A 20,892-nucleotide genomic window follows, 5' to 3' on the forward strand; every position below is an offset into this window, starting at 1 on the left:
GAATGCAGGCGTGAGCAGCGAGGACGGACAGCCGGACGGTGGTGCGCAGGGCGCGCCGCCCGAGCAGCTCGCGCTCATCCGGGAGAGCGTGCGTCAGGCCAAGGCCCCCCGGGCCAAGCCGCGCACCTGGCGGGGTGCCGCGCTCGCCAAGGAGCTGCCGGTCGCCCGGGTGCTCGTCGACAAGGGCGTGCTGCACCTCGACCGCTACTTCGACTACGCCGTCCCCGAGGAGCTGGACGCCGACGCCCAGCCGGGCGTGCGGGTGCGGGTGCGTTTCGGGGCCGGACGGCACCGGGTGCGGGACGGCCGGCGTGAGGGCGGGGGACTGATCGACGGGTTCCTCGTCGAGCGCCTGCCCGAGTCCGACTACGCGGGCCCGCTGGCCGCGCTGGCCCAGGTCGTCTCGCCCGAGCAGGTGCTGGACGAGGAGCTGCTCGGCCTGGCCCGCGCGGTCGCCGACCGGTACGCGGGCAGCCTCGCCGACGTGCTGCAGCTCGCCGTGCCGCCGCGCAACGCCCGCGCCGAGCAGCGTCCCTCGCCCGATCCGCTGCCCCCGCCCCCGGCCCCGGCGGCCGGGTCGTGGGAGCGGTACGACCAGGGACCGGCCTTCCTGGAGTCCCTGTCGTCGGGCGGCAGCCCCCGCGCCGTGTGGAACACGCTGCCGGGACCGCGGTGGAGCGAGGAGATCGCCCGGGCGGTCGCGGCGACCCTGTCCTCGGGGCGCGGCGCACTGGTCGTCCTGCCCGACGGACGGGCCGTCGCACGGCTCGACGCCGCGCTCACCGACCTGCTGGGGGAGGGTAGGCATGCGGTGCTCACCGCCGACGCCGGGCCGGAGAAGCGGTACGCGCAGTGGCTCGCCGTACGGCGGGGAGCGGTGCGCGCGGTGATCGGGACCCGGGCGGCGATGTTCGCCCCGGTGCGCGACCTCGGGCTGGTCGCCGTCTGGGACGACGGGGACGACAACCTCAGCGAGCAGCACGCCCCGCAGCCGCACGCGCGGGAGGTGCTGCTGCTGCGGGCGGCGCAGGACAGGTGCGGCTTCCTGCTGGGCGGCTGGAACTGCACCGTGGAGGCCGCGCAGCTCGTGGAGACCGGCTGGGCCAGGCCGTTGCACGCCGCGCGGGAGCAGGTGCGGGCCGCCGCCCCACTGGTGCGGACCGTGGGCGACCAGGACCTCGCGCGGGACGAGGCCGCCCGCGCCGCGCGCCTGCCCACCCTCGCCTGGCAGGCGGTCCGTGAGGGCCTGCGGCACGGACCGGTGCTGGTCCAGGTGCCCCGGCGGGGCTACGTGCCACGGATGGCGTGCGCGGACTGCCGGGCGCCGGCGCGGTGCCGCCACTGCTCCGGCCCGCTGGAGGCGCACGGCTCGGACGACCTGCGGTGCGGATGGTGCGGGCGTACGGAGAGCGGCTGGCACTGTCCCGAGTGCGGCGGTTTCCGGCTGCGGGCGCAGGTGGTGGGGGCGCGGCGGACCGCCGAGGAGCTGGGGCGTGCCTTCCCCGCGGTCCCGGTCCGTACCTCGGGTCGTGAGCATGTGCTGGACACGGTGCCGGGGACACCCGCCGTGGTGGTGAGCACGCCGGGCGCCGAACCGGTGGCCGAGGGCGGCTACGCGGCGGCGCTGCTGCTGGACGGGTGGGCCATGCTGAGCCGCCCCGACCTGCGGGCCGGCGAGGACGCCCTGCGGCGCTGGATGGGCGCGGCGGCGCTGGTCCGCCCGCAGTCGGCGGGCGGCACGGTGGTCGTGGTGGCCGAACCGACCCTGCGGCCGGTGCAGGCGCTGGTGCGCTGGGACCCGGCGGGCCACGCGCTGCGGGAACTGGCCGAGCGGGGCGAGCTGGGCTTCCCGCCGGTGTCGCGGATGGCGGCGGTGTCGGGGCCGGGGGAGGCGGTGGCCGAGTTCCTGGGGGCCGTGGAGCTGCCGGCGCGGGCGGAGGTACTGGGGCCGGTGCCCCTGCCGGTCACCCCGGCGGGCCGCCCGCGGCGTCCGGGCGCGCCCCCGCCCGGCGAGCAGTGGGACCGGGCACTGATCCGGGTGCCTCCGGGGAACGGGGCGGCCCTGGCCGCCGCGCTGAAGTCGGCGCAGGCGGCGCGGATGGCGCGGGGCGGCAGTACGCCGGTGTGGGTCCGCATCGACCCGCCGGACATCGGCTGAGAGCTGCCGGACATCGGCTGAGACCCGCCGGACATCGGCTGTGGACCGTCGGCCGGCGGGTGCCGGTCGACGGTCGTGCGCGGTGTGCCGCGTGGTGCGGCCCGGGGTGAACCCTCGGGGCCGGGCGGAGGGGCCCTCCCGGGACGGCGAACCGGGAGGGCGGTACGGAGGGCTGAGGCGTCAGCCGTTGCGGGGGGTAGGGAAGGCCGTGGGGCGCGGGTCGTCGCGGAGGGACGGGCTGCCTGCCGTCGGCTGGGTCGGCATGGAGCGGGCCGCGGGCACGGTGGGGACGGTGGTGACACCGGTGCCCACGTTGACCGTGCGGGTCGTGGACGACTCCGGGGCCCGCTCGCCCTCGGCGGGGGCCGCTGCCTGCGCGGCCGCCCGGCGGGCGCCGTACCGGCGGTGCACGGCCTGCTTGGTGACCCCGAGCGCGGAGCCCACCGCGTCCCACGAGAAACCCAGCGAACGGTCGAAGTCCACGGCGGCCGTGACCAGGGTCTCGACGCTGTCCCGCAGCTCCTGGGCGAGACGTACGGTCGGGGCGGGCGCGCGTCCGTAGACGACGAAGCCCGTGGAGGGGCCGGAGCGGCGCGGGCGGTAGACGTTGCCGAGCTGGGCGGTGAGCGTGCGCAGCGCGTCCACCTGCCGGCGGACCCGCTCGATGTCCCGCACCAGCAAGTGCAGGCTGGCCCGAGCCTGGGCGTCGTGGGTTGCGTGGTCGGCCATGAACAAGCCTCTCGAACCGGCGTTGAAAGGGATGGACCCTGTCGGGGCCCGTGGTCAACTCTTTCTTGACCAACGCCGATTCGGTCCGCGGGTCACGGGCTGGGGGCGCGGCGGCATATGCGTACGCCCCTGCGAGGACCACCTGGTACGACGAGGCCCCCAGCTCGGAACGTTCCTGCACCGCACGGCGCGCGTCCGGGGCGCGGCACCCTCGTCCCCGCGTCCACGGGGGAGGGCCGCCCCATAGACTGGTGCGTCGCCCGAACGTTCCCGCCCGAGAGGCCCTCAGCACCCCATGAAGCTCGTCTTCGCCGGTACCCCCGAGGTCGCCGTTCCCGCACTGGACGCTCTTCTCGCCTCCGGACGGCACGAGGTCGCCGCCGTCGTGACGCGGCCCGACGCGCCCGCCGGCCGTGGCCGCAGGCTCGTCGCCTCGCCCGTCGCCGAGCGCGCGGAGGAGGCCGGGATCGAGGTGCTGAAACCCGCGAAGCCGCGCGACCCCGAGTTCCTGGAGCGCCTCACCGAGATCGCACCGGACTGCTGCCCCGTCGTCGCCTACGGCGCCCTCCTGCCCCGGGTCGCCCTCGACATCCCCGCCCACGGCTGGGTCAATCTGCACTTCTCGCTGCTGCCCGCCTGGCGCGGAGCCGCCCCCGTGCAGCACGCGATCATGGCGGGCGACGAGATCACCGGCGCCAGCACCTTCCTCATCGAGGAGGGCCTGGACTCCGGGCCCGTCTACGGCACCGTCACCGAGGAGATCCGCCCCACCGACACCAGCGGCGACCTGCTCACCCGGCTCGCCTTCGCCGGCTCCGGGCTGCTCGCCGCGACCATGGACGGCATCGAGGACGGCACCCTGAAGGCCGTACCGCAGCCCGCCGACGGCGTCAGTCTGGCCCCCAAGGTCAACGTCGAGGACGCCCGCGTGGACTGGGGGACCCCGGCGCTGCGCGTCGACCGGGTCGTCCGCGGCTGCACACCCGCGCCCGGCGCCTGGACCACCTTCCGCGGCGAGCGGCTGAAGATCGTCCAGGCCGTGCCGGTACCGGACCGCACCGACCTCGTCCCCGGGCAGCTGCACGCCGGGAAGAACAACGTGTACGTCGGGACCGGCTCGTACGCGGTGGAGCTGCTGTGGGTGCAGGCCCAGGGCAAGAAGCCGATGCGCGCCGCCGACTGGGCGCGCGGGGTGCGGATCGCGGCCGGGGAGACCCTCGGCGACTGACGCCCCCGGCTGCTCCACGACGTAGGCTGGAGCGCGCACTTCACCCCACATCCGGAGCACCTTTTACGTGAGCGACCAGCCCCGTCGGCCCCGCAGGCCCGCCAAGCCCTACCGCCGTCCCAAGAAGGACCCCGTCCGTATCCTCGCCTTCGAGGCGCTGCGGGCCGTGGACGAGCGTGACGCGTACGCCAACCTCGTCCTGCCCCCGCTGCTGCGCAAGGCGCGCGAGAGCGAGGGACCCGAGAAGTTCGACGCGCGGGACGCGGCGCTCGCCACCGAGCTGGTGTACGGCACGCTGCGCCGCCAGGGCACCTACGACGCTGTCATCGCGGCCTGCGTCGACCGGCCGCTGCGCGAGGTGGACCCGCCGGTGCTCGACGTGCTGAGCCTCGGCGCCCACCAGCTCCTCGGCACGCGCATCCCCACGCACGCCGCCGTGTCCGCCACCGTGGAACTGGCCCGGGTGGTACTCGGCGACGGGCGCGCCAAGTTCGTCAACGCCGTGCTGCGCAAGATCGCCCAGGACGACCTGGACAGCTGGCTGGAGCGGGTCGCGCCGCCCTACGACGAGGACCCCGAGGACCACCTCGCCGTCGTGCACTCGCACCCCCGCTGGGTGGTCTCCGCGCTGTGGGACTCCCTCGGCGGCGGACGCGCCGGCGTCGAGGAGCTGCTGCGCGCCGACAACGAACGGCCCGAGGTGACGCTGGTCGCCCGTCCCGGGCGGGCCACGGCCGACGAGCTGCTCGCCCAGGAGGCCGCCGTCCCCGGCCGCTGGTCCCCGTACGCGGTGCGGCTCACCGAGGGCGGGGAGCCCGGCGCGGTCCCGGCGGTCGCCGAGGGGCGGGCCGGGGTGCAGGACGAGGGCAGCCAGCTGGTGGCGCTCGCGCTCGCGGCGGCGCCCGTCGAAGGGCCGGACCGCCGGTGGCTGGACGCGTGCGCGGGGCCCGGCGGCAAGGCGGCGCTGCTCGGCGCGATCGCCGCCGAGCGCGGTGCCGTGCTGCTCGCCTCCGAGAAGCAGCCGCACCGGGCGGGCCTGGTCGCCAAGGCGCTGGCCGGCAACCCCGGGCCGTACCAGGTGGTCGCCGCCGACGGGACCCGGCCGCCGTGGCGGCCCGGGAGCTTCGACCGGGTGCTGGTCGACGTGCCGTGCACGGGTCTGGGCGCGCTGCGGCGCCGGCCCGAGGCGCGGTGGCGGCGCCGCCCCGAGGACCTCGACGGCTTCGCGCCCCTGCAGCGCGGACTGCTGCGGACCGCGCTGGAGTCCGTACGGGTCGGCGGCGTCGTCGGCTACGCGACCTGCTCCCCGCACCTCGCGGAGACGCGGGCCGTGGTGGCGGACCTGCTCAAGCAGTTCCCGGACGCCGAACTGATCGACGCCCGCCTGCTCCTCCCGGACGTCCCGGACCTCGGTGAGGGCCCGGACATCCAGCTCTGGCCCCACCTCCACGGCACCGACGCGATGTATCTGGCGCTGTTGCGCCGTACGGCCTGACCCGGAGGACGCGGGCGCCGCGCTCCTCCCTCTCCCGACGGGAGCCGCCCTCACCGTGGCGCACCGAGCCCGGCCACGGGTCCTCGCCGCGGCAGCATGTCGTGAGCAGCGGTCGTCCCGCCGGGCACGTGTCCGGCCCGCGGCGGAGCCGGTGGCGGTCCCGGACGGCGGGGTGCGACAACGCGCATCCCCCGGCCGACGACCGGGGCGGCTGTCCGCGCAGACAGCGGACGGGCGACGGGACGCCGTGGGCAGCGGGTGCGGGCGGGGGCTGATCAACTGCCCGTTGGGCGCGCCACCCATGGGTGGCGCGTCCGGGCGGGGCCGGGCGACCCGCCGCGGGGGTGCGGATCTCCGTGTCGCCGCCCCCGTTGACCAGTCCCCGGACCGTTGGTACCGCCGCGCGGCGCAGCGCATACGCTTGGGGCATGGCCCCGCAGATCAGTCCCAGCATCCTGTCCGCCGACTTCGCCCGGCTCGCGGACGAGGCGAAAGCCGTGGAGGGAGCCGACTGGCTCCACGTCGACGTGATGGACAATCACTTCGTCCCCAACCTGACTCTCGGCGTGCCGGTCGTGGAGTCGCTGGCCCGCGCGACGGACACGCCGCTGGACTGCCATCTGATGATCGAGGCGCCCGACCGCTGGGCGCCGCAGTTCGTGGAGGCGGGGGCCGGTTCCGTCACCTTCCACGTCGAGGCCGCCACCGCGCCGGTCCGGCTCGCCCGGGAGATCCGCGCCAAGGGGGCCCGCGCGTCCATGGCCCTGCGGCCCGCGACGCCGATCGAGCCGTACGAGGACCTGCTGCCCGAGCTGGACATGCTGCTGATCATGACGGTGGAGCCGGGCTTCGGCGGGCAGGCGTTCCTCGACATCATGCTGCCGAAGATCCGCCGCACCCGTGAGCTGATCAGCAAGCACGGTCTGCAGCTGTGGCTGCAGGTCGACGGCGGTGTCTCGGCCTCCACCATCGAGCAGTGCGCCGACGCCGGTGCCGACGTCTTCGTCGCGGGCTCCGCGGTGTACGGGGCCTCGGACCCGGCCGAGGCGGTCCGTGCCCTGCGCAAGCAGGCCGAGACGGCGACGGCTGCGGCGTCGTGGTCGTGCGACCACTGAGCGTCAGATATGTGAACGGCGGTCGGCAGGGCTGATCGACAGCGCCGGATCTGCAAGGATGAACGGCGAGTCCAGAGTGTGAACAGCAGTGAGGAGAGCGCCGTGTCGGGTATGTCGGCGGGCCGGTCAGCCATGCGGATGGGACCCGCTGAGCTGGTGCAGGCGGCGGCCATGGCCCGCCGCTTCTACCTCGAGGGCAAGTCCAAGATCCAGATCGCCGAGGAGTTCGGCGTCAGCCGCTTCAAGGTGGCCCGGGTCCTGGAGACCGCCCTCGAGCGTGATCTGGTACGCATCGAGATCCGCGTGCCCGCCGAGCTGGACGCCGAGCGCTCGGACGCGCTCCGTGCCCGCTACGGTCTGCGGCACGCGGTCGTGGTCGAGTCCCCGGCCGAGGCCGAGGAGACCCCCGACCCGGAGAACCTGGGAGAGGTGGCCGCCGACCTGCTCGGCGAGCTGGTCAACGAAGGGGATGTGCTGGGCCTGGCCTGGGGCCGTTCCACCATCCACATGGCGGCGGCCCTCGACCGGCTGCCGCCCTGCACGGTCGTCCAGCTGACCGGCGTGTACGACGCGGGCACCGCGGAACGGGGCTCGGTGGAGGCCGTGCGCCGCGCCGCCCAGGTGTCGGGCGGCGACGCCCACCCCATCTACGCGCCGATGCTGCTGCCCGACGCCGCCACCGCGGAGGCGCTGCGCCACCAGACGGGCATCGCGCGGGCCTTCGAGTACTTCGACAAGGTCACCGTCGCCTGCGTCTCCATCGGCTCCTGGGAGCCTGGCATCTCCACCGTGCACGACATGCTCAGCGACGAGGAGCGGGCGCACTACGCCTCCCTCGGCGTCGCCGCCGAGATGTCCGCCCACCTCTTCGACGCCGAGGGCCGCCGGGTCGGCCGCGACCTGGGCGAGCGGTGCATCACGGTCAAGACCGACCAGCTGCGCAAGGTGCCCGAGGTCGTCGCGATCGCCGGCGGACAGCGCAAGGGACCGGCGATCGACGCGGTGCTGCGCTCCGGCCTCGTCACCAGCCTGGTGACCGACACCTCCGCCGCCGACTACCTGATGACCGCCGGACCCGCCCCGCGGTCCTCCCTGAACCGTGCGGACCCGGACGGCCCCTGACGGCGGGTGGGACCGGGAGGGGGCTGGCAGCATCGGCCGCATGATGCTGCGACGCGCCCTCCTCCCGCGTCTCGTGGCCTGCCTGCTGCTCGCCCTGCTGGCGGGCTGCTCCACCGAGGGCGACGACGGCGGGGTACCGGCGTGGGCCGAGGGACTGCCCACCGTGCAGGCCTCCGACCTGCCCGCCGAGGCCCGCCGCACCCTTGAGCTGATCGACGAGGGCGGCCCCTTCCCGTACGAGCGGGACGGCGTCGTGTTCGGCAACTTCGAGGGGCTGCTGCCCCAGCACGACCGGGGCTACTACCACGAGTACACGGTGCCGACGCCGGGATCGGACGACCGGGGCGCCCGGCGCATCGTCACCGGCGGGAACGGCGAGACGTACTACACCGACGACCACTTCGCATCGTTCACGGCGGTACTGAGATGACACAGGACCTCACCGGCCGGCTCGTGGTCCCCGTCGACCTAGACGGGGTGACCGACAAGGCGGGCCTGATGGACCGGTGCGCCCGCGCGCTGGCGCTCCCGAGTGGTTCGGCCGCAACTGGGACGCCCTGGTGGACTCCCTCGCCGACCACACCGTCTGGCCCGAGGGCGCGGTGGAACGCGGGCTGCTGCTCGTCGTCCGCGGCTGGCGGGCGTACGCGACGGCGCGCCCCGAGGAGTGGGCGACCGCCCAGGAGGTGTTCGCGGAGGCCGCGGACCGCACCCCCTCCCTCACCGTGGCGCTCGCCGTTGGAGGATCCGCCGAGCACCTCCCGGACCAGGCTGGACGATCCGACCGGGGCTGACATTCCGGTCGCCATGGGAGAATGAAGTACGTGCTCTTCCCCTGGCTGACCTGTCCGGGGCCACCTCTGACGACTGGGATCTGATCGACTGGGATGTGCAGCACGTGCGTTTCCTCAACGACATCCAGCCCGCGTACGACCTGACGTACGACGACGTCTTCATGGTGCCGAGCCGCTCCGCGGTCGGCTCGCGGCAGGGCGTGGACCTCCGCTCCCCGGACGGGACGGGCACCACCGTCCCGCTCGTCGTCGCCAACATGACCGCCATCGCCGGACGCCGCATGGCGGAGACGGTGGCCCGGCGCGGTGGACTCGTCGTCATACCGCAGGACATCCCCATCGAGGTCGTCGCCGAGGTCGTCTCCTGGGTGAAGGGCCGCCACCTGGTGCTGGACACCCCGATCGTGCTGGCACCGCACCAGACGGTCGCCGACGCGCTGTCCCTGCTGCCCAAGCGGGCGCACAACGCGGGCGTCGTCGTCGACGCGGAGAACCGGCCGGTCGGCGTGGTCACCGACGCCGACCTGTCCGGCGTGGACCGCTTCACCCAGCTCGACGAGGTCATGTCCAAGGACCTGATCCTGCTGGACGCCGGGATGGACCCGCGCGAGGCCTTCAACACCCTGGACGGCGCCAACCGCCGCTACGCGCCCGCCGTGGACCGCGAGGGCCGCCTGGCCGGCATCCTCACCCGCAAGGGCGCCCTGCGCGCCACGCTGTACACGCCCGCCACGGACGCCCAGGGCAAGCTGCGCGTCGCCGCCGCCGTCGGTATCAACGGCGACGTCGCCGGCAAGGCCAAGCAGCTCCTCGAGGCGGGCGTCGACACCCTCGTCATCGACACCGCGCACGGCCACCAGGAGTCGATGATCAATGCCGTCCGGCTGGTGCGCGGGCTCGACCCGCAGGTCCCGGTCGTCGCCGGCAACATCGTCTCCGCCGGGGGCGTCCGCGACCTGATCGAGGCCGGCGCGGACATCGTCAAGGTCGGCGTGGGCCCCGGTGCCATGTGCACCACCCGCATGATGACCGGCGTCGGCCGGCCGCAGTTCTCCGCGGTGCTGGAGTGCGCCGCCGAGGCGAAGAAGTACGGCAAGCACGTGTGGGCCGACGGCGGTGTCCGCCACCCGCGCGACGTGGCCATGGCCCTCGCGGCCGGCGCGTCGAACGTGATGATCGGCTCGTGGTTCGCCGGCACCTACGAGTCCCCGGGCGACCTCCAGCACGACGCGAACGGCCGCCCCTACAAGGAGTCGTTCGGCATGGCGTCCGCCCGTGCCGTGCGCAACCGCACCTCCGAGGAGTCCGCCTACGACCGTGCCCGCAAGGCGCTGTTCGAGGAGGGGATCTCCACCTCCCGCATGTTCCTCGACCCGGAGCGCCCCGGCGTCGAGGACCTGATCGACTCGATCATCGCGGGCGTCCGCTCCTCCTGCACCTACGCCGGTGCCGGCTCGCTGGAGGAGTTCGCCGAGAAGGCCGTCGTCGGCATCCAGAGCGCGGCCGGGTACGCCGAGGGCAAGCCGCTGCACGCCAGCTGGAGCTGAGCCCCGCGCCGGGAGAGGCGGGTGTGGAACGGCCCACACGGCCGGCGCAACGAACACCCGCCTCACCTCGAGGAACGCAATGATCTTGCGGTGGTGCGCAAGGTTGCTGCATTTCAGCAGCAACGAAGAACCTCGTAGTGTTACGCGCTGTACGTGTGTGGCGGGGACCCCGCTCGACGGGTCCCGGCTGTCGCGGGGTGCCGTCGGTCCCCGGCCGCGGAAGCCCGGCAGCGATCAAGGAGTCAGCGCGTGCTCGACCAGGGCGCACCCTCGCACGACGGCGGTCCCTCCGCCCCGCAGTCATCGGGCATCGGCATGCGCCTGATGCGCCGCAAGCCCGTGGAACGCCTGGTCGCCGAGGGTGGCCAGGGTGAGGGCGGCACGCTGCGGCGGTCCCTCGGACTGTGGCAGCTGACCATGATCAGCATCGGTGCCACGCTCGGCACCGGCATCTTCGTGGTCCTCGGCGAGGCCGTCCCCAAGGCCGGACCCGCGGTCACGCTGTCCTTCGTCATCGCCGGCCTGACGGCCCTCTTCTCGGCCCTCTCCTACGCCGAACTGGCCGGCACCATCCCCGTCTCCGGCTCCTCCTACTCGTATGCGTACGCAACGATGGGTGAACTGATCGCCTGGGTCTGCGGCTGGTGCCTGATGCTGGAGTACGGCGTCTCGGTCGCCGCCGTCGCCGTCGGCTGGGGCGAGTACCTCAACGAACTCCTCGACGGCACCATCGGCGTCACCCTGCCCGCCGCGCTCTCCGCCCCGCCCGGCGACGGCGGCGTGTTCAACGCGCCCGCGCTGATCGTCGTCCTGCTCGCCATGGCGTTCCTGCTGGGCGGCGCCCGCGAGTCCGCCCGCGCCAACACCGTCATGGTCCTCGTGAAGATCGGCGCCCTGGTGCTGTTCTGCGCCATCGGCGTCCAGGGCTTCCGCTCCGGCAACTACGAGGACTTCATGCCGCTCGGCATGGCCGGCGTCAGCGCCGCGGGGGCCACCCTGTTCTTCTCCTACATCGGCTTCGACGCCGCCTCCACCGCCGGTGAGGAGGCGAAGAACGCCCAGCGCGACCTGCCCCGCGCCATCCTGCTGTCGCTCGCCGTCATCACCGCGCTGTACGTCCTGGTCGCCGCCGTCGCCGTGGGCGCCAAGCCGTGGCGGCAGTTCACCGACTCCGAGGCCGCCCTCGCCCAGATCATGCGCGAGGTCACCGGCCAGAGCTTCTGGGGCACCCTGCTGGCGTTCTGTGCCGTCATCGCCATCGCCAGCGTCGTCCTGACCGTGCTCTACGGGCAGACCCGCATCCTGTTCGCCATGTCCCGGGACGGACTGGTGCCCAAGGTGTTCGCCCGGGTCAGCCCGCGCAGCGGCACGCCCCGCGCCAACACCCTGATCGTGTCCGTGTTCTGCGGTGTGCTGGCCGCCGCCGTCCCGCTCGGCCAGCTCGCCGACGCCACCAGCATCGGCACCCTGTTCGCCTTCGCGCTGGTCAACGTGGCCGTGGTGGTGCTGCGCCGCAGCCGCCCCGACATGCCGCGCACCTTCCGGGTGCCGCTGTCCCCGCTGCTGCCCGCCGTCGGCTTCGGCCTCTGCCTGTGGATGATGGGCAGCCTGTCCACCGTCACCTGGGTGGTCTTCGGTGTCTGGATGGCTGTCGGCCTCGTGTTCTACTTCCTCTACGGCTACCGCCGCTCCCGGCTCGCCGCCCCCTCCGCACCAGAAGCGAAGTGAACCACCCGCAGTGCTGAACGATCTCGACGAACGCATCGTGCACGCCCTCGCCGAGGACGCCCGCCGCTCCTACGCGGACATCGGCCAGCTCGTCGGCCTGTCCGCGCCCGCCGTGAAACGGCGCGTGGACCGGCTGCGCGCCACCGGGGCCATCACCGGCTTCACCGTGCGCGTGGACCCCGGGGCCCTCGGCTGGCACACCGAGGGGTTCGTCGAGATCTACTGCCGCAGCAACACCTCCCCGGAGACCATCCAGCGGGGCCTGGAGCGCTACCAGGAGGTCGTCGCCGCGTCCACCGTCACCGGTGACGCGGACGCGGTCGCCCAGGTCTTCGCCTCCGACATGCGCCACTTCGAACGGGTGCTGGAGCGGATCGCGGGCGAGCCGTTCGTCGAGCGCACCAAGTCCGTGCTGGTGCTGTCCCCGCTGCTGCGGCGGTTCTCGTCCGGCTCGCCGGCCTAGGCCGTGACACGGAGGTCGTCCAGGTGGGCCGGCCCGCTTTTCCCGGCGGGCCGTCCCCGCGTGAGGGTCACTGAACCGGCGTAATCTGGGGCATATGCGGCAGCCCTCCGATTCCGGTGCGGTGACCGGTGAGCCCGAAGGCCCGGATCCGGTCTTCGTCGACGCCTCCGGCCGACGGGCCAGGCTGCTGCGACGGGCCGGATACGGGGCCGCCGGGCTGGCGGCCGGCTATCTGAGCGTCCTCACGCTGAGCCTGATGGGAGCGACCCCCTTCGCCCCGGAGGCCTTGCTGCCGCCGCTGCCCGGCGAGTCCTCACCGACCGCCCCGCTGCGCCAGGACGCCGAGGGGGACGCCCGGCCGACCGAGGAGGCCGGGGCCGGGGTGGAGCCGGGCATACCGCTCATCCCGCTCATCGCCGGGGAGGACCGGCGGGCTCGCTGCTGCTGCCGCCGGGCGCCGGTCCCGGCAGCGTCGCCGGGGTGCCGGTGGAACCGCCGGACGCGGGCGGGGTCGAGGTCACGGACGGGCCGACCCCCCCCGAGGAGCCCGGCGACGCCGAGCAGCCGGGTGTGCCCGAGGATCCGCAGGATCCGGGCGCCGGTGAGCCGTCCGCGCCCGGCGACGGCGGTGACTCGGAGGCTCCGCCGCCCGGCACCGACGAGCCGTCCGGACCCGGTACGGACAACCCGTCCGAGCCGCCCGGGACGCCGCAGCCCACGCCCGAGGCGCCGTCCGAGAACCCCGGCACCTCCCCGCCCGACGACCCGCCGGGCGCCGGGACCCCTGATGCGGGGGCGACCGCACCGCCCGGCCGGTCCACCGCCGCGGCGCGGGGGCCGCGGCGGCGCTGGTTCCGCGTCGTGGTGCCGCTGGTCCTGCTGGCCTTCGTCGTCTCCGTCCTCGCCGTCGAGGGATACACCTCCCGCGGCTTCGCCGGGGACCAGGAGGGCCGCGGGGAGCGGGCCGGACGGAGCGGGGCGGGCGTGCCCCGGGACGTCGCGGGCGGGGGACCGGTCGTCGACGCGGGCCACGATCCGCCGCGCACCTACCGGGCCCCGCCCAGGACGGTCGTTCTGACCTTCGACGACGGACCCGACCCCGCGTGGACGCCCCGGATCCGCCAGGTCCTCGACCGCAACGACGTGCCCGGCACCTTCTTCGTCACCGGACGGCAGACCGCCCGCCACCCCGACCTCGTACGGGACCTCATCCGCTCGGGACACGAGATCGGGGTGCACACCTTCTCCCACCCCGACCTGGCCACGCAGTCGCCGGACGCGGTCGACCGGGAGCTGGCGTTCACCCAGCTCGCCCTCGCCGGGGCCGCCGGGATCCACAGCTCGCTGGTGCGGATGCCGTACTCCTCGACCACCGGCGCGCTGGACGGCCCGTCCTGGACCGTCGCCCGGTACCTCGGCGAGAAGGGGTACCTTCTGGCCTTCGTCGACCAGGACACCCGCGACTGGAGCCGGCCCGGAGCCCGGGCCATCGCCGACGCCGCCGTTCCCGAGGTGCCCGGCCGGGGGACGGTCGTCCTGCTCCACGACTCCGGGGGCGACCGCTCGCAGACAGTGCGGGCGCTGGAGACATTGGTGCCGCGGCTCAAGGCCGACGGCTACCGCTTCTCCACGGTCGCCGAGCTGGTGGGCGCCGAACGCCTCACGGGCGGTGTCGACACGGCGGAGCGGTGGCGGGGGTGGGTGTTCGTGACCGCCGTGACCGTGTCGGGCACGACGGTGTCCGTGCTGGGCGCGCTGCTGCTGGTCGTCGGGGGGCTGGTGCTGGCCCGGTGCGTGGTGATGCTCGGGCTGGCCCGCCGTCACGCCCGGCTCGCCCGCCGGCGTCCCCGCGGCGGGCCGGGGCCGCTTGTCACCGGGCCGGTCAGCGTGGTCGTGCCCGCGTACAACGAGGTCGTGTGCATCGGCAAGACGCTCCGGTCGCTGGCCGCGAGCGACCACCCCGTGGAGATCGTCGTCGTGGACGACGGCTCCGACGACGGCACCGCCGACGCCGCCGAGGCGCTGGGGCTGCCCGGGGTGACCGTGGTGCGCACGCCCAACCGGGGCAAGGCCGCCGCGCTGAACACCGGTGTCCTGCGCGCCTCGCACGGGATCGTCGTGATGCTCGACGCCGACACCGTCTTCGAGCCCTCGACCGTCCGCCGCCTCGTCGAGCCGTTCGCCGACCCGTCCGTCGGCGCCACCGCCGGCAACGCCAAGGTCGGCAACCGGCACGGCATGCTCGGCCGCTGGCAGCACATCGAGTACGTCATGGGCTTCAACCTCGACCGGCGCATGTACGACCTGCTGCGCTGCATGCCCACCGTCCCCGGTGCCGTCGGGGCCTTCCGGGTCTCCGCCCTGCGGCAGGCCGGGATGATGAGCGGGGACACCCTCGCGGAGGACACCGACATCACCATGGCCCTGCACCGGGCGGGCTGGGACGTCCACTACGCCGAGCACGCGCTCGCCTGGACCGAGGCACCGGGTTCGCTGCGGCAGCTGTGGCGCCAGCGGTACCGGTGGAGCTACGGCACCATGCAGGCCGCGTGGAAGCACCGGCACGCCCTCGTAGAGCGCGGGCACGCGGGGCGGTTCGGGCGGGTGGGGCTGCCGTTGCTGGCGGTGTTCCAGATCCTCACGCCGCTGCTCGCTCCACTGATCGACCTGCTGACCGTGTACGGGCTGGTGTTCGGGAACGCGGCGCTCACGTTGCTGGCGTGGTGCGGGGTGCTGGCGGTGCAGGGGGTGTGCGCCGCGTACGCCTTCCGTCTCGACGGGGAGCCGCTGCGGCCGCTGTGGGCGCTGCCGGTGCAGCAGGTCGTGTACCGGCAGGTGATGTACCTGGTGCTGGTGCAGGCCTGCCTGACCGCGCTCAGCGGGTACCGGCTGCCCTGGCAGCGGCTCAAGAGGAAGGGGAATGTGGTGGTGCCGCCGAAGGGCGGAGGACTACCCTCGGGAGTATGACCTGGCGACATTGATCCATCCGTAGTGCCTCCCGAGGGCCGCCGCGGGCGCCGTTCGACCTCAGCGTCCGGTGTCCGAACCGCCCTTACGGGAAGGCCTCATGACTCTCACGCCCACGCGTGCCGTCGACGTGCGCGTGCGTCGGCTGACGACCACGCTGTACGGCTATTCGTTCCTCGAAGAATGCGTTCTGCTGTACCCGGTGTACGCGCTGCTGTTCAGCGACGCCGGGCTGTCCGTGTGGCAGATCTCGTCCCTGTTCGCCCTGTGGTCCGTCACCGCCGTGGTGCTGGAGGTTCCGTCCGGGGCGTGGGCCGACGCGGTGTCACGGCGGCTGTTGCTGGTCGTCGGCCCGCTGCTGACGGGCGCCGGGTTCGCGCTGTGGATCCTCGTGCCGTCGTACGCCGCCTTCGCGGCGGGGTTCGTGCTGTGGGGGATCGGTGGGGCGCTGTGCTCCGGTGCCTTGGAGGCTCTCGTCTACGACGAGCTGGAGCGGGGCGGAGCCTCCGACCGGTACGCGCGTGTGCTGGGGCGGGCGCGGGCGGCCGGGCTGGTCGCCGTGATGGCGGCGATGGGGCTGGCCGGGCCTGTGCTGGCGTGGGGCGGCCATGCGGCCGTGGGGGCGGCGAGTGTGCTGGTGTGCCTGTTGACCTCGGTGACCGCGCTGAGGTTTCCCGAGCACCGGGTGGCGCAGGCCGAGGAGCGTCGGAGCTGGGGCGTCGCTCTGCGGGCCGGCCTGGGGGAGGCTCGGCGTGACCGGTCCGTGCGGGGCGCGTTGCTGCTGGTGCCGGCGGTGGCGGCGGTGTGGGGAGCGCTGGACGAGTACACGCCGTTGCTGGTGCGCGAGGCGGGGGTCGCCGATGTGGCCGTGCCGTGGGTGCTGCTGGTGATCTGGGGCGGCGCCACGGCCGGAAGCCTGCTGGCGGGGGAGGGCGAGCGGTTCGGCACGGGCGGCCTCGCTCTGCTGCTGGGCGGGGGAGGCGTCGCCCTGGCGGTGGGCGCCGTCGCGGGGACGGTGGCGGGACTGCTGCTGGTCGCGGTGGCGTTCGGTGCGTTCCAGGCGGCGACCGTGCTGGCGGAGGCGCGCCTGCAGCACCGGATCGAGTCGACGGGGCGGGCGACGCTGACGTCGGTGGCGGGACTGGGCACGGAGGTCGTGACGCTGACGGTGTTCGCGGGGTACGCGCTGATCGCGTCGGGCCACGGGCATGGTGCGGCGTTCGCGGTGTCGGCGGTGCCGTACGTGCTGGTGGCGGTGGGTCTGGCCGTGGTGTCGCGGAGGGGCGGGTAGGGGCTGAGGTGTGACGCCTGCGGCGCAGGGCACTGTCCGGTGGGGTTGCTGTAGCGCCCACGGTGGGGTGGTGGTGCGGGGTCGCGGCGGGGGTGGTCGTCCTCGTCCGGCGCGATCGGGTCGCCAGGAGACGCACAGGGCGCGGACGCGCCGGCCGCTGCGGGCGCCCACCCCCGCCCCGCCCGCTCCTCGCCGTGGGCGGCCGCGGGCGGCTGTGGTCACCCGTGTGAGGACATGGTGACCGTTTCGAAGCCTTCGCGGCGTATCCGCTCGGTGCCCCAGGCGCCGAGCGGAGCGAGGGCCTGGTTCAGTGCGCGCCCGGACGCGGTCAGGGAGTACTCCACGCGCGGCGGCACCTCGGCGTACACCTCCCGGTGCACCAGACCGTCCTCCTCCATCTCCCGCAGGTGCTGCGTCAGCATCTTCTCGCTCACCCCCGGCAGACCGCGGCGCAGCTCGGCGAAGCGGCGTACCCCATGGGCGTCGAGCTCCCAGAGGATCAGCCCCTTCCATTTGCCGCTCACCACGTCGAGCGCGGCGTCGATGCCGCAGATGTACGGCCCCGTCCTCGGCGCCTTCGCCATCACCGAACCCCCTTACGAAAAGGTAAGTACCGCAGAAAAAAGTCGGTACTTCCGAGGGTAGTGACGTTGTCGAACCATGGAGGTGTGAACGAACGAGAGAACAGCACCCGCAAGGACGACCGCTCCGTCACCGTGATCGGGCTCGGCCCGATGGGGCAGGCCATGACCCGAACGCTTCTCGCCGCCGGCCACCCGGTCACCGTCTGGAACCGCACCGCCGCCCGGGCCGACGGCGTCGTCGCCGACGGAGCGACGCCCGCGGCCACACCGAAGGAGGCGGTCGAGGCGAGTGACCTGGTGATCCTCAGCCTCACCGACTACCGGGCGATGTACGACATCCTCGGCGGCGCCACCGCCTCGCTCGCCGGACGGACCCTGGTCAATCTGAGCTCCGACACTCCCGACCGCTCGCGTGAGGCGGCCGCCTGGGCGGAGGGGCACGGCGCCGCCTTCCTGACCGGAGGTGTCATGGTCCCCGCGCCGATGGTCGGCACGGAGGCGGCCTTCGTCTACTACAGCGGACGTGAACGCGTGATGGAGAGCCACCGGGCCGCGTTGGCGCTGCTGGGGGCGCCGAAGTACCTGGGCGGGGACCCGGGTCTCGCCCAGATGATGTACCAGGCCCAGCTCGCGGTGTTCCTCACCACCCTGTCCGGGCTGATGCACGCCACCGCGATGCTGGGCTCCGCGGGGATGAAGGCCCGGGAGGCGCTGCCGGAGCTGCTCTCCTCCGCCGACTCGATCGGCGACATCCTGCGGGCCGGTGAGGAGAACGCCCCCGGCACCGCGCTCGACGCCGGCGAACATCCCGGCGATCTCAGCACGGTCACCATGATGGGCGCCACGTCCGACCACATCGTCGAGACCAGCCGGTCACTCGGTCTCGACCTCGCGCTCCCCCTGGCCGTGCAGGGGCACTACCGGCGCGCGATCGAGAACGGGCACGGAGGCGACAACTGGACCCGCATCATCGACAGCATCCGGGGCGCGCGCTGATCCGGTGCAACGAATCGCCGTGACCGGCCCTCCACGCGCAACGATCGGCGCACCGGTGCGCAACGGCTTCTTCTTGTCCGGCGCGGGCACGCGACCGTACCTTCATGGGTGACCCCCAACCCCCGCCTGCCCGGTGAGGATCACGCATGCGCACCGCCCTGCTCCAGAGCTCCGGCCACCCCGGCCACGTCGCCGAGAACCTCAAGGCTCTCGACGACGCCGCCGTCCGCGCGGCCGCGGCGGGCGCGGATCTGCTGGTGACCTCCGAGCTTTTCCTCACCGGCTACGCCGTCGGCGACGACCTCGGCCGCCTCGCCGAGCCCGCCGACGGCGACGCGGCGGACGCGGTCGCCGCGACCGCCGCCCGCCACGGTCTCGCCGTCGCCTACGGCTACCCCGAGCGCGCCGGCGACACGGTGTACAACTCCGTCCAGCTCGTCGCCCCCGACGGCACCCGCCTCGCGAACTACCGCAAGACCCACCTCTACGGCTGCTTCGAGCGCGACCACTTCACCCCGGGCGACCGGCCCGTCGTGCAGGCGGAGCTCGACGGCCTCACCGTCGGCCTGATGATCTGCTACGACGTCGAGTTCCCGGAGAACGTCCGCGCCCACGCGCTCGCCGGTACCGACCTGCTCCTGGTGCCCACGGCCCAGCTGCACCCGTTCCAGTTCGTCGCCGAGGCCGTGGTGCCCGTGCGGGCCTTCGAGAACCAGATGTACATCGCGTACGTCAACCGGGTCGGCCCGGAAGGCGACTTCGAGTTCGTCGGCCTGTCCACCCTGGCCGGTCCCGACGGCGTGGCCCGCGGCCGCGCGGGCCGGGGTGAGGAACTGCTCCTCGCCGACGTCGATCCGCTGTTCCTCGCCGCGTCCCGGGAGGACAACCCGTACCTGCTGGACCGCCGTCCCGGTCTCTACGGGTCCCTCGCCTGACATCGTCCCGAGTTCCACCCCCGCAAGGAGTCCGTACCCCATGACGTCCACGGTGCCCAACGCCGTCGAGCACGCCGACGAGCAGCAGCCGCCGATCACCATGTTCGGCCCGGACTTCCCGTACGCGTACGACGACTTCCTGGCCCACCCCGCGGGCATCGGCCAGGTCCCGGCGACCGAGCACGGCACCGAGGTCGCGGTGATCGGCGGCGGTCTGTCCGGCATCGTCGCCGCGTACGAGCTGATGAAGATGGGCCTGAAGCCGGTCGTGTACGAGGCCGACCGGATCGGCGGGCGGCTGCGCACCGTCGGCTTCGAGGGGTGCGACGAGTCGCTGACCGCCGAGATGGGCGCGATGCGCTTCCCGCCGTCCTCCACGGCGTTGCAGCACTACATCGACCTGGTGGGACTGGAGACCCGGCCCTTCCCCAACCCGCTGTCGGAGGCCACCCCTTCGACGGTCGTGGACCTCAAGGGGGAGTCGCACTACGCGGAGACCATGGCGGACCTGCCGCAGGTCTACCGGGACGTGGCCGACGCCTGGGCGCGGTGCCTGGAGGAGGGTGCCGACTTCTCCGACATGAACCGGGCCCTGCGCGAGCGGGACGTGCCGCGCATCCGGGAGATCTGGTCGCGGCTGGTGGAGAAGCTCGACAACCAGACGTTCTACGGGTTCCTGTGTGAGTCCGAGGCGTTCAGGTCCTTCCGGCACCGGGAGATCTTCGGGCAGGTCGGGTTCGGCACCGGGGGGTGGGACACCGACTTCCCGAACTCCATCCTGGAGATTCTCCGGGTCGTCTACACCGAGGCCGACGACCATCACCGTGGGATCGTCGGGGGGTCGCAGCAGCTGCCGCTCAGGCTGTGGGAGCGGGAGGCGCAGAAGATCGTCCACTGGCCCTACGGCACCTCGCTGAAGTCCCTGCACGTGGACGGGGAGCCGCGGCCCGCCGTCACGCGGCTCGGACGGACCGCCGGCAACCGGATCACCGTGACCGACGCGCGCGGTGACATCCGTACGTACCGGGCCGCCGTCTTCACCGCGCAGTCGTGGATGCTGCTCTCGAAGATCGACTGTGACGACTCGCTCTTCCCGATCGACCACTGGACCGCCATCGAGCGCACCCACTACATGGAGAGCTCCAAGCTGTTCGTGCCCGTGGACCGCCCGTTCTGGCTGGACAAGGACGAGGACACCGGGCGGGACGTCATGTCGATGACGCTCACCGACCGGATGACCCGCGGCACCTATCTGCTGGACAACGGCCCGGACAAGCCGGCGGTCATGTGCCTGTCGTACACCTGGTGCGACGACAGCCTGAAGTGGCTTCCGCTGTCCGCCAACGAGCGGATGGAGGTCATGCTGAAGTCGCTCGGCGAGATCTATCCCAAGGTCGACATCCGCAAGCACGTCATCGGCAACCCGGTGACCGTCTCCTGGGAGAACGAGCCCTACTTCATGGGCGCGTTCAAGGCGAACCTGCCGGGCCACTACCGCTACCAGCGGCGGCTGTTCACCCACTTCATGCAGGACCGGCTGCCGGAGGACAAGCGGGGCCTGTTCCTCGCCGGTGACGACATCTCCTGGACGGCGGGCTGGGCCGAGGGCGCCGTGCAGACCGCGCTCAACGCGGTCTGGGGAGTGATGCACCACCTCGGGGGTGCGACGGACGCGACCAACCCGGGCCCGGGCGACCTGTACGACGAGATCGCGCCGGTCGAACTCCCGGAGGACTGAGG

At 73.5% G+C, this 20,892-nt stretch carries 16 protein-coding genes and 1 pseudogene; 15 read left to right on the forward strand and 2 right to left on the reverse strand.

The annotated features are described in order from the left end of the window. Positions 1-10 precede the first annotated feature (10 nt). The gene (locus F3L20_RS10500; RefSeq protein ID WP_150154011.1) at positions 11-2,158 is read left to right on the forward strand and encodes a primosomal protein N'; all 2,148 of its coding nucleotides are present in this window, start codon (positions 11-13) and stop codon (positions 2,156-2,158) included. Positions 2,159-2,338: 180 nt separating this feature from the next. Here the strand turns inward: F3L20_RS10500 and F3L20_RS10505 are convergent, their stop codons facing one another. After that, positions 2,339-2,887 (reverse strand): hypothetical protein, encoded by a 549-nt coding sequence (locus F3L20_RS10505; protein WP_150154012.1) that lies wholly within the window; start codon positions 2,885-2,887, stop codon positions 2,339-2,341. A 295-nt stretch (positions 2,888-3,182) separates the two neighbouring features. Here F3L20_RS10505 and fmt point away from each other — a divergent pair, with 295 nt between their 5' ends. The 11 genes and pseudogenes from fmt (at position 3,183) to F3L20_RS10565 (ending at position 16,637) form a co-directional block, all read left to right on the forward strand. Then, positions 3,183-4,115, forward strand: coding sequence for a methionyl-tRNA formyltransferase (gene fmt / locus F3L20_RS10510; RefSeq protein WP_150154013.1), 933 nt, complete (start codon positions 3,183-3,185; stop codon positions 4,113-4,115). 67 nt (positions 4,116-4,182) lie between these two features. Beyond that, the gene (locus F3L20_RS10515; protein ID WP_150154014.1) at positions 4,183-5,610 is read left to right on the forward strand and encodes an RsmB/NOP family class I SAM-dependent RNA methyltransferase; all 1,428 of its coding nucleotides are present in this window, start codon (positions 4,183-4,185) and stop codon (positions 5,608-5,610) included. A gap of 428 nt (positions 5,611-6,038) precedes the next feature. Continuing rightward, entirely contained in the window at positions 6,039-6,725 is a 687-nt protein-coding gene (gene rpe, locus F3L20_RS10520; RefSeq protein WP_150154015.1) for a ribulose-phosphate 3-epimerase, read from the forward strand. Between the two features lie 78 nt (positions 6,726-6,803). Next, positions 6,804-7,847 carry a sugar-binding transcriptional regulator gene (locus tag F3L20_RS10525; protein ID WP_145827884.1) on the forward strand — a complete coding sequence of 348 codons (1,044 nt, stop codon included), beginning with the start codon at positions 6,804-6,806 and terminating at the stop codon, positions 7,845-7,847. 40 nt (positions 7,848-7,887) lie between these two features. Next, positions 7,888-8,277 (forward strand): ribonuclease domain-containing protein, encoded by a 390-nt coding sequence (locus tag F3L20_RS10530; RefSeq protein WP_206338885.1) that lies wholly within the window; start codon positions 7,888-7,890, stop codon positions 8,275-8,277. Further along, a pseudogene (locus F3L20_RS10535) lies at positions 8,274-8,641 on the forward strand (barstar family protein). Before F3L20_RS10530 ends, F3L20_RS10535 begins: the two are co-directional and overlap by 4 nt. Before the next feature lie 104 nt (positions 8,642-8,745). Then, a complete protein-coding gene (locus F3L20_RS10540; RefSeq protein ID WP_167534677.1) occupies positions 8,746-10,188 on the forward strand; it encodes a GuaB1 family IMP dehydrogenase-related protein in 1,443 nt (480 codons plus the stop codon). Between the two features lie 249 nt (positions 10,189-10,437). Continuing rightward, a complete protein-coding gene (locus F3L20_RS10545) occupies positions 10,438-11,916 on the forward strand; it encodes an amino acid permease (protein WP_150154017.1) in 1,479 nt (492 codons plus the stop codon). Between the two features lie 10 nt (positions 11,917-11,926). Continuing rightward, a complete protein-coding gene (locus F3L20_RS10550; RefSeq protein WP_150154018.1) occupies positions 11,927-12,379 on the forward strand; it encodes an Lrp/AsnC family transcriptional regulator in 453 nt (150 codons plus the stop codon). A gap of 861 nt (positions 12,380-13,240) precedes the next feature. Continuing rightward, on the forward strand, positions 13,241-15,346 hold the full coding sequence (locus F3L20_RS10560; protein WP_150157288.1) for a bifunctional polysaccharide deacetylase/glycosyltransferase family 2 protein: 2,106 nt from the start codon (positions 13,241-13,243) through the stop codon (positions 15,344-15,346). Between the two features lie 100 nt (positions 15,347-15,446). Next, positions 15,447-16,637, forward strand: coding sequence for an MFS transporter (locus F3L20_RS10565; RefSeq protein ID WP_150154019.1), 1,191 nt, complete (start codon positions 15,447-15,449; stop codon positions 16,635-16,637). 218 nt (positions 16,638-16,855) lie between these two features. Here F3L20_RS10565 and F3L20_RS10570 read toward each other — a convergent pair whose 3' ends face one another. After that, the gene (locus tag F3L20_RS10570) at positions 16,856-17,221 is read right to left on the reverse strand and encodes a winged helix-turn-helix transcriptional regulator (protein ID WP_150154020.1); all 366 of its coding nucleotides are present in this window, start codon (positions 17,219-17,221) and stop codon (positions 16,856-16,858) included. An 84-nt stretch (positions 17,222-17,305) separates the two neighbouring features. Between F3L20_RS10570 and F3L20_RS10575 the strand changes: the two genes are divergently transcribed. The 3 genes from F3L20_RS10575 to F3L20_RS10585 all read left to right on the forward strand — a co-directional run bounded on the left by F3L20_RS10575 (position 17,306) and on the right by F3L20_RS10585 (position 20,890). Then, entirely contained in the window at positions 17,306-18,217 is a 912-nt protein-coding gene (locus F3L20_RS10575; RefSeq protein ID WP_150154021.1) for an NAD(P)-dependent oxidoreductase, read from the forward strand. A gap of 146 nt (positions 18,218-18,363) precedes the next feature. After that, positions 18,364-19,152, forward strand: a complete 789-nt coding sequence (locus F3L20_RS10580) for a carbon-nitrogen hydrolase family protein (RefSeq protein WP_150154022.1) — start codon at positions 18,364-18,366, stop codon at positions 19,150-19,152. Between the two features lie 40 nt (positions 19,153-19,192). After that, positions 19,193-20,890, forward strand: a complete 1,698-nt coding sequence (locus tag F3L20_RS10585) for a flavin monoamine oxidase family protein (RefSeq protein ID WP_150154023.1) — start codon at positions 19,193-19,195, stop codon at positions 20,888-20,890. The last annotated feature ends 2 nt before the right edge of the window (positions 20,891-20,892 follow it).

The organism is Streptomyces tendae (genome assembly GCF_008632955.1).
Lineage (GTDB): Bacteria > Actinomycetota > Actinomycetes > Streptomycetales > Streptomycetaceae > Streptomyces.

Coding starts and splice junctions, on each gene's coding strand:
- F3L20_RS10530 (WP_206338885.1), top strand. CDS start 7,888: ATGATGCTGCGACGCGCCCTCCTCCCGCGTCTCGTGGCCTGCCTGCTG.
- fmt (WP_150154013.1), top strand. CDS start 3,183: ATGAAGCTCGTCTTCGCCGGTACCCCCGAGGTCGCCGTTCCCGCACTG.
- F3L20_RS10585 (WP_150154023.1), top strand. CDS start 19,193: ATGACGTCCACGGTGCCCAACGCCGTCGAGCACGCCGACGAGCAGCAG.
- F3L20_RS10580 (WP_150154022.1), top strand. CDS start 18,364: ATGCGCACCGCCCTGCTCCAGAGCTCCGGCCACCCCGGCCACGTCGCC.
- F3L20_RS10565 (WP_150154019.1), top strand. CDS start 15,447: ATGACTCTCACGCCCACGCGTGCCGTCGACGTGCGCGTGCGTCGGCTG.
- F3L20_RS10505 (WP_150154012.1), bottom strand. CDS start 2,887: ATGGCCGACCACGCAACCCACGACGCCCAGGCTCGGGCCAGCCTGCAC.
- F3L20_RS10570 (WP_150154020.1), bottom strand. CDS start 17,221: ATGGCGAAGGCGCCGAGGACGGGGCCGTACATCTGCGGCATCGACGCC.
- rpe (WP_150154015.1), top strand. CDS start 6,039: ATGGCCCCGCAGATCAGTCCCAGCATCCTGTCCGCCGACTTCGCCCGG.